The organism is Salinisphaera orenii subsp. halophila YIM 95161, assembly GCF_003732545.1.
GTDB lineage: Bacteria > Pseudomonadota > Gammaproteobacteria > Nevskiales > Salinisphaeraceae > Salinisphaera > Salinisphaera orenii_A.
In genome coordinates, this window is record NZ_AYKF01000141.1 from 1 (window position 1) to 6,761 (window position 6,761).

Below are 6,761 nucleotides of genomic sequence, written 5' to 3' on the forward strand. Positions count from 1 at the left end.
CACACTTTCCGAGTCCGCCAAGGCGGCGTGACTCAAACCCACGAGCCTCCGGGAAACCCGGGTTGATTCACCCTTGTAGCGCAAGGACTTCGCCGGATAGTGCGTGGGTAAAGGTGCGAAGTCACCGGAGCGTTTTCAGGACATCGAGTGCTACGCCAATAATTCGCTAAAGCGCTATCGCGTTAGTTAGCCAAACCGCTTATGCGCTAGCGCTATCAATTTCGCCGGCAGGCCTTGCTTACAGCGGAGGCGGAATTTCAGGCTTCCTTATCGAAAGAAGAAACGCATCCTCGGGGAGCACGGGCGGCCTGAGGATAAGAACGCGCTCTCCTGTTTCCAGCCACCCCGTAAGGTCAGGATGCCTTTCGTCCAGTGGCTGGTGATGCGCGCGAGCAATCTCGTTTGCCAAGCGATACAGCTTAGGCTGATCAAACTCGGGCATGGGCAAGCGTGTATCTTTGCCCGCCTTCTCAACGAATACGTCATGGGGCTTATTGACCCTCACCTCGGAGACATCGGGCTGGTCGAGAACGCGACGTAGCGGACGTAGAAGCTTCTCAAGATTTTGGCCCGAGTCGTCGGCCTCACGCTCCTTTGGGAGATCTATATTCGCAATAATATCGACTGCGTCAGACGATATTCGGAGTCGTCGCGCGATGGCAGCGGTATCGAGTCCACGGGAACGCAGCGAAGCGGCCGCGTCGTGCAGATCCAGCCATCGGTAGATTGCCTTGACCGTATGCTTGAATCGACCAATGCGGCGAGCAATGCGTGCCGTGCTCCATTGTTGCTTTCTGAGCGCGCGCACTTCTTGAAAGAGGGCGCGGGTCGATTGCGTATGGAGCGAGAACGACTCTTCGGTTAGCGGATCAATCTGCGCTTCCGCCTGTTGTATTTCCGCGAGGCGATGGAGCTGCTTCAAGGCGCGGGAGACCGCTTGCTTCGTCGCGCCAAGTCGTCGGCCGATATGCGGCTGTGAGAGATCCTCACGATACAGTTGCCAGACCTTTTCGGCAAAGCTATCGCCACGCGCCGTCTGCCCGCGCAGCGGCCGGATGCCGCAATGCACGGTGTCGTAGGCGGCCTTGCGTACTTCCTCTTCGCCAGCCGCAGTAGGCGGCTGAAAGCGGAATACATGCTCGGAGAATTCGCCCCACTCCAACGCGTTTAGCTCGCGGTGGAATGCATCGCGATATCGAATATCCGCACGGTAGCAATGATGCTCCGAGGGCTGAGCATCAGGCCGGTGGTAGACGCAGTAGCGCGTGCTTTCCTTGCGGGGCGTCGTCGAATTGCCTTCACGAGCGCGTTCGGCTTGGTAGCGCTCGGTATAACGCCAACAAAGTTCGCAGAAGCCGCCCGTGTTCGAGCTGACTTGTGCGTAAAACACGCGGTCCTGGGCGCCGCGCGTCGGACGCACGGATACCGGCTCCATGGAATCGAGTTCGTCGATGAGGACGCGGAGCGCGTCAAGCGTTGGTGGGAACTGCCGACGCAAATGCGAATCCTCGCCTTCCTTGCCCGTATAGGCGCTGCGAATAGCAAAACGGAGATTGGCGTCCCATTCGGCCAGGGTCGTTCGACAATCGGCCACACCGGTTGTTCGGCTGGCCAGCTCTCGTTTGGATCGTCGCGTGAAGCTATTCGGACTGAAAGGGCATACAAGCGCCCGCTCGGTGATTGGTTGTAGTGCTGGTGGCCGCTTTCCCATGGCGGACGGCACGAAGCCTTCGAGCAGGTCGCTACTCCACGTGTGTGGAAACGCCGCCAGGAACTCGATCACGGGCTCATCGAGCCAGCGGCGTATCAGTGCCCAGACCGAGGGCTTTCTCGACGTCAAGCTATGCGCCGGCGTTAGCCCGGCCGCCACCTGTCGTAGTCCGTAGGCAATTCGGGGTTGGCACTGCGTACGTCGAACGCGGTCGAGATTCCGGCGCGCCTGTTCAAGGGTTTTTTGCCGCATCGGCGCGGTCAACATATTTGGCTAAGAGAACGAGCCCACTATCGGCCCTCTGCCAATAACAATCAACGGGTGACAACGGTTACTCACCCTTTCTTGGGTGTTTCAGCGTAAACCCATTCGGCAGGAGGCTGAAAATGCGCACGGAAGAAATACTCGTCGAGCGCTACGGCGCGTATCTCACTCTCGAACAGCTCGCGGATATGCTGCATCGCGAGCCGCAGTCGCTGCGGACTTCGCTTAACCAGGAAACGAACGCGCTGGCACCGCTGGCACGTCTACGGCGCAAGATCGGGCGACGCATGTATTTCCGTGCGGCCGATGTAGCGGCGTTCATGGAAGGTGAGCACGCGTAGTCACGGGGCCGCAGTCTTGAGCTTTCGCGACGTGTCGCAAGTGCTGGACGACTCACGTTCGTCGGGCGCGCACGCCGACTGGCCCTTGGGTTTGGGCGATTGTCAGCGCCTAAACGCCATTGAGCCAGTGTCGTCCGGCGTTGGCCTGATGGCTCGCGCGCTGGTGCAAACCACCATCCCGCATAGCGAGCAGCGCAGCCTGCATTTTCAGCGCCGCAACGGCAGTCTGCGGCTGACCATGGTGGGCCACCCCGACCATGGCCTCCCGTACGGCAAAATCCCCCGGCTGTTACTGGCCTGGATGGCGCGAAAGGCCCGAACCGCCGGCTCGCCGACGATCGAGCTGCCGACGTCGCAAGCCGCGCTGTTCCGCGACCTTGGTTTGCGTATGTCCGGCGGCCGAACCGGATCAATGAAGACCTTCCGCGATCAGGCACTGAGGCTGATGAAGTGCACGATTCATATCGATCGCCAGATCGACGGCGGCGAGACATGGCAGCCGTACCAGTTATCTTCCGGCATCCGTCTTTGGTGGGATCAGCCGGCCGCAGCGCCGGCGACCGCTGGCTGCTGGATCAAGCTGGCGCCCAGCTTTTACGAGGAAGTCATGACGTATGCCGTCCCGCTCGATTTCCGCGTGCTGGTCGCGCTGCGCTCACCACTCGCGATCGACATCTATGCCTGGGCGACGGATCGCACGTACCGCTTGCATAAGCCGCTGTCGCTGGACTGGTCGGTGCTGAATGGTCAGTTCGGGGCCGACTACGGGCGTCTCGTGGACTTTCGCAAGCGCTTCGAGCGGAGTCTGGGGCAGGTGTTACGTCACTGGCCGGACCTGCGAATCCGCACCGATGCACGCGGTATACGGCTGCGGCCCTGCCAACCTCATATTATTCCGCTAAGTCAATAAGTCGCTAAATCGCTATTCCGCTAATCTGCTACACAGAGAATCGAACCACCTCAATCGGCGTTACCTGCGCCAAGAGCGGTCGATACTGTTGTACTCGGCGCAATCATCGCGCTATATCGTCACGATCGGCGCGCAGCTCATCCATATGGGCGTTCAAATGGTCCAGTGATGGGTAATGCCGATACCGAGCATCGTCCAATGCGGTTTCGAGTTCCTTCCGGCTCATCGGGCGCCCGCCTTGGACCGTGATCGACGAGGGTCGGTTGATCGGCTCAGACTGGCCCGATAGGCTCGATTCGATGATATGAATCACCTGTTTGGTCACCGACCGATGATTGCGTTTGGCAAGCTGACGCAGCCGTTCGTGGAGATCGTCCGGCAGGTTCTTGACGATAAGTGTGCTCATGACAGCTTCGTTTCGATACCGTTATGAATACACGTTAGCGATGCTGCCGCGCCTTGGAAAGCCGCAGCGCAGGGTGGACCAATCCGCTCACGATCAGACGCCTTCCTCGGTCAGCGATTGCCGCCAGTCCTGCTCCATGAGCATATTGAACCGAATCGGCGTGCCATCGTCTTCGAGATCGAGCTGGCCGACGGTTGAGGTCATCTCGGCGTACCGAGTGAGCAGATCAAACAGCTTGCGCTTGTATTCGGTATCGTCGTTGCCCTTGAGGTGATCGCCCTTGGTTTCCAGTACCGAGAATCGGAACTTGCCTTCGTCAACGCCATGCACGCAGGCCAGTAGATCGGGATAGACACGATGGCGTTGCCAGCCTTGCAAGCCGTATGAGCCTTGATTGACCGCGATCCGATGCCACCAGTAGATGCACTGGCTTTCATCGAGATACCACGCCGTGTTCTTCTCTAGCTCGTTGAACTCCTTTTGATACACCTTCTCGAAAAGGCTTTTCTCCAGCGGCTCGCCGTTTTTCCGATGCAATAGCGGGTCCACATCGGAAACGGCGACCTCGAGCGTCTCGGCGATTTTCCAGTTCAACGCCGGATCGTGCGAGCTCACGAGCCGAAGCGCGATATCGCCACTTTCAAGCTTCTCGTGGAACAGTTGTTCCGCCATCGCGTTGACTTGCGCGCGCAGGTCCGCCTTCATGTGCTGAACCAGATCTAGTCGGTTGACATAGATTTGCTCGTTCGTGACGCCCTCAGCCCGCAATGCCGCCAGGGTTTCGTCGAGCAGCCGCATGCCTTGCCACGGGTTCGGCACGACATCCAAGAGCTGGCGGACGAGGAACGGAGTATCGATGCCTTCTTCGGGGAGGGCTTCCACGGCTTCCTGTTCCAATTCAAAAACAGTCTGCCCGGTTTCCTTGGCCTTGCGATCGATTGTTACTCGCGCGACTGTGCGCTCTAGTTTGTCGTCGTCTAGCGCGGCTTTGTCGGCGCCAAGAAGTTCAAGCGCGTCCCAGTCGAGGCTGCCGAGTACGTCGCGGTCGTAATCCAGCGGACGATAACCGTCCTCCGCCGTGGGATCGCGATGCAAAACGCGCGGCAGAAAGATCGGCGGCAAGTCGGCGAATTTCCCACGCCGATGCAGGGTTTCCCGGCGCACATTCTGTGGTTGGCCGGTACCGGGATCGACCGATTTCACGCTGGAGGCCAGATCGGCCATGCCTTCGTCTTCCAATCCCTTGCGAACGCCGTTGACTGCTTGGGTTACATCCTGATCGAAGGTGAACACATAGCACTCGTCCAGCGCCGGTAGGCCAGTGGCGCGGGCCTGCGGCTGGCGCAGGACGCGGCCGATCATCTGGGTAAGCGCGGTCGTGGCCGTGGTTCGGGAAAGGATTGCTAGAGCGTAAGCGAAAGGGCAGTCCCAACCTTCCCGCAGCGCGTCCTTCGTGATGATGAAGCGCACGGGCGAGGTGGCCGAGAGCAGATCCTCGTCGGCCAGTTCATCCGCGCTGGAGGTTTTCAGGCGGATGGTTTCTTCTTTGACGCCCAACTGATCGCGCAGATACTCGCGCGCGTCTTCGGCGTGTACTTGCGCGGCATCGCGCTGGTCCTTGCCGGTGCGTTCCACGCGGATGAGCACGATCGGCCGGATATAGCGCCCGCTCTCTGCCTGAAAGGCTTTCGCAGCGTTCTCCAGTTCGCGCTGTTTCTCGTGCGCCTGCGTCAACGTATGCTTCCAGCCGCCCTTGGCTTCGTTGAAGACGTTGATGGGCAGCTTGATCATCTCCTCGTCCTTGAGGTCCGCGCCCGGCACGTTCACCAGCACATTCGATTGGTGCTTTTTGTTGGTATTGGGCGTTGCGGAGAGCTCAAGCACGAAGCGCGGATTGAATCCGGCCAGCGTGTCCCGCGCCGTGTCCGAATACGCCTTGTGCCCTTCGTCGATGACGACGACCGGGCGCACCAGCCGCAAGACATTACCCAGGCTCTGCTTGATAGAAACGGAGCCGGGCACAACACCCTCGCCAAAGCCGATGTCCGACAGGTCGTTCTGGTCCAGGTTGGGCACCTGATCCAGCAGCGTACTATTGGCCTCGCTGTCGTCCTCCACTGGGAAGAATGAGGTAAACCGGCCGCTGTCGCGAAACAGACGCAATGTTTCCTTGGACTTGCGCGCCGCCGACGGCAGCATCAGCAGCATGACGCAAAGCTGGCTTTCGACATCCCGCCGGGTGAAAGCATCGGTTTTTTCCAGCATCTTGACCCGGCCGCCGGAGGCGCGCTCCAGCATCTGCCGGTAGGGATGCTCGCGGTCGGCCAGTTGCTTCCAGGTCTGGCGATAGATGGCTTCCGATGGCACCACCCACAACACCAATCCGGTCTGACGCTTGAAATAATCGGTTTGCACCCGCTCCAGCGAAGCCGTGGCAAGCAGGGTCTTGCCGCCACCGGTCGGCACTTTCAGGCAGATATTGGGAATCGACCGATGTAAACCGTCATGGCGCGATAGATAAGGCGCCACGACGGCGTTACCGCCCTGATGCAGATAAGGCAGTAACCGTTCGGTATTCAACTGGTCCCAGGCGTCGCGGCAGTAATCGCCCAGCTTGGCCGTCTTGCCTTTGCTCTTCTTTACGGTGAGAAGATCTTCCGCATCCTCTTTTTGTTCGGCAAGCACAGTCAGATAACGGTCGAGCTTGCTGAGTACGCCTTGCTGGTATTCCTTGAGTTCCATGCTCAATCCCCGAGTATGCGGTGGACGGCATAGGGCAACTGACAGAACTCGATGCGCTTGGCGGTCAGCTCTTTCTGACTCATAAACTTGGCCACGGCGAACACGATCGCGCGCTTGCCGTTCTTATTGCCTTGCGCGATGGCCGCTACCCGGTCGGCATTCAGCGCGGCCTCGTTGGAGCGCAGCCAGTCTTTGTCCGGCTGATAGAACAGATGCACACGGAACAAGGCCGTTTCGCCAATAAAACCGTCGTTCGACGGCTTGGCGACTGTTTCCAGCGATTGCCCGGTGGCGGTATAGAACACATAACGCGCCAGGGGTTCTACCCCGTTTCCGCGGACGGTTGAGAAAAGGTTAACGGATATTTTCGATCTTTGGCAGCCATGC

The 6,761-nt window shown here is 59.4% G+C and carries 5 protein-coding genes and 1 pseudogene; 2 read left to right on the forward strand and 4 right to left on the reverse strand.

Annotated elements, in window-relative coordinates:
* Positions 1–238: 238 nt before the first annotated feature.
* On the reverse strand, positions 239–1,783 hold the full coding sequence (locus SAHL_RS16605) for a Flp pilus assembly complex ATPase component TadA (RefSeq protein ID WP_184947792.1): 1,545 nt from the start codon (positions 1,781–1,783) through the stop codon (positions 239–241).
* A 314-nt stretch (positions 1,784–2,097) separates the two neighbouring features.
* On the opposite strand from SAHL_RS16605, the gene SAHL_RS16610 reads away from it, so the two are divergent.
* Together SAHL_RS16610 and SAHL_RS16615 are read left to right on the forward strand one after the other, a co-directional pair.
* Positions 2,098–2,316 (forward strand): DNA-binding protein, encoded by a 219-nt coding sequence (locus SAHL_RS16610; protein WP_123592533.1) that lies wholly within the window; start codon positions 2,098–2,100, stop codon positions 2,314–2,316.
* Between the two features lie 16 nt (positions 2,317–2,332).
* Positions 2,333–3,226 (forward strand): replication protein RepA, encoded by an 894-nt coding sequence (locus tag SAHL_RS16615; protein WP_148045597.1) that lies wholly within the window; start codon positions 2,333–2,335, stop codon positions 3,224–3,226.
* A gap of 103 nt (positions 3,227–3,329) precedes the next feature.
* Here the strand turns inward: SAHL_RS16615 and SAHL_RS16620 are convergent, their stop codons facing one another.
* The 3 genes and pseudogenes from SAHL_RS16620 to SAHL_RS16630 all read right to left on the reverse strand — a co-directional run.
* Positions 3,330–3,632, reverse strand: a complete 303-nt coding sequence (locus SAHL_RS16620) for a FitA-like ribbon-helix-helix domain-containing protein (protein WP_123592535.1) — start codon at positions 3,630–3,632, stop codon at positions 3,330–3,332.
* Positions 3,633–3,725: 93 nt separating this feature from the next.
* Positions 3,726–6,374 (reverse strand): DEAD/DEAH box helicase, encoded by a 2,649-nt coding sequence (locus SAHL_RS16625; RefSeq protein WP_123592536.1) that lies wholly within the window; start codon positions 6,372–6,374, stop codon positions 3,726–3,728.
* A 2-nt stretch (positions 6,375–6,376) separates the two neighbouring features.
* A pseudogene (locus SAHL_RS16630) lies at positions 6,377–6,761 on the reverse strand (site-specific DNA-methyltransferase); the annotation flags it as partial.

Coding starts and splice junctions, on each gene's coding strand:
- SAHL_RS16610 (WP_123592533.1), top strand. CDS start 2,098: ATGCGCACGGAAGAAATACTCGTCGAGCGCTACGGCGCGTATCTCACT.
- SAHL_RS16625 (WP_123592536.1), bottom strand. CDS start 6,374: ATGGAACTCAAGGAATACCAGCAAGGCGTACTCAGCAAGCTCGACCGT.
- SAHL_RS16620 (WP_123592535.1), bottom strand. CDS start 3,632: ATGAGCACACTTATCGTCAAGAACCTGCCGGACGATCTCCACGAACGG.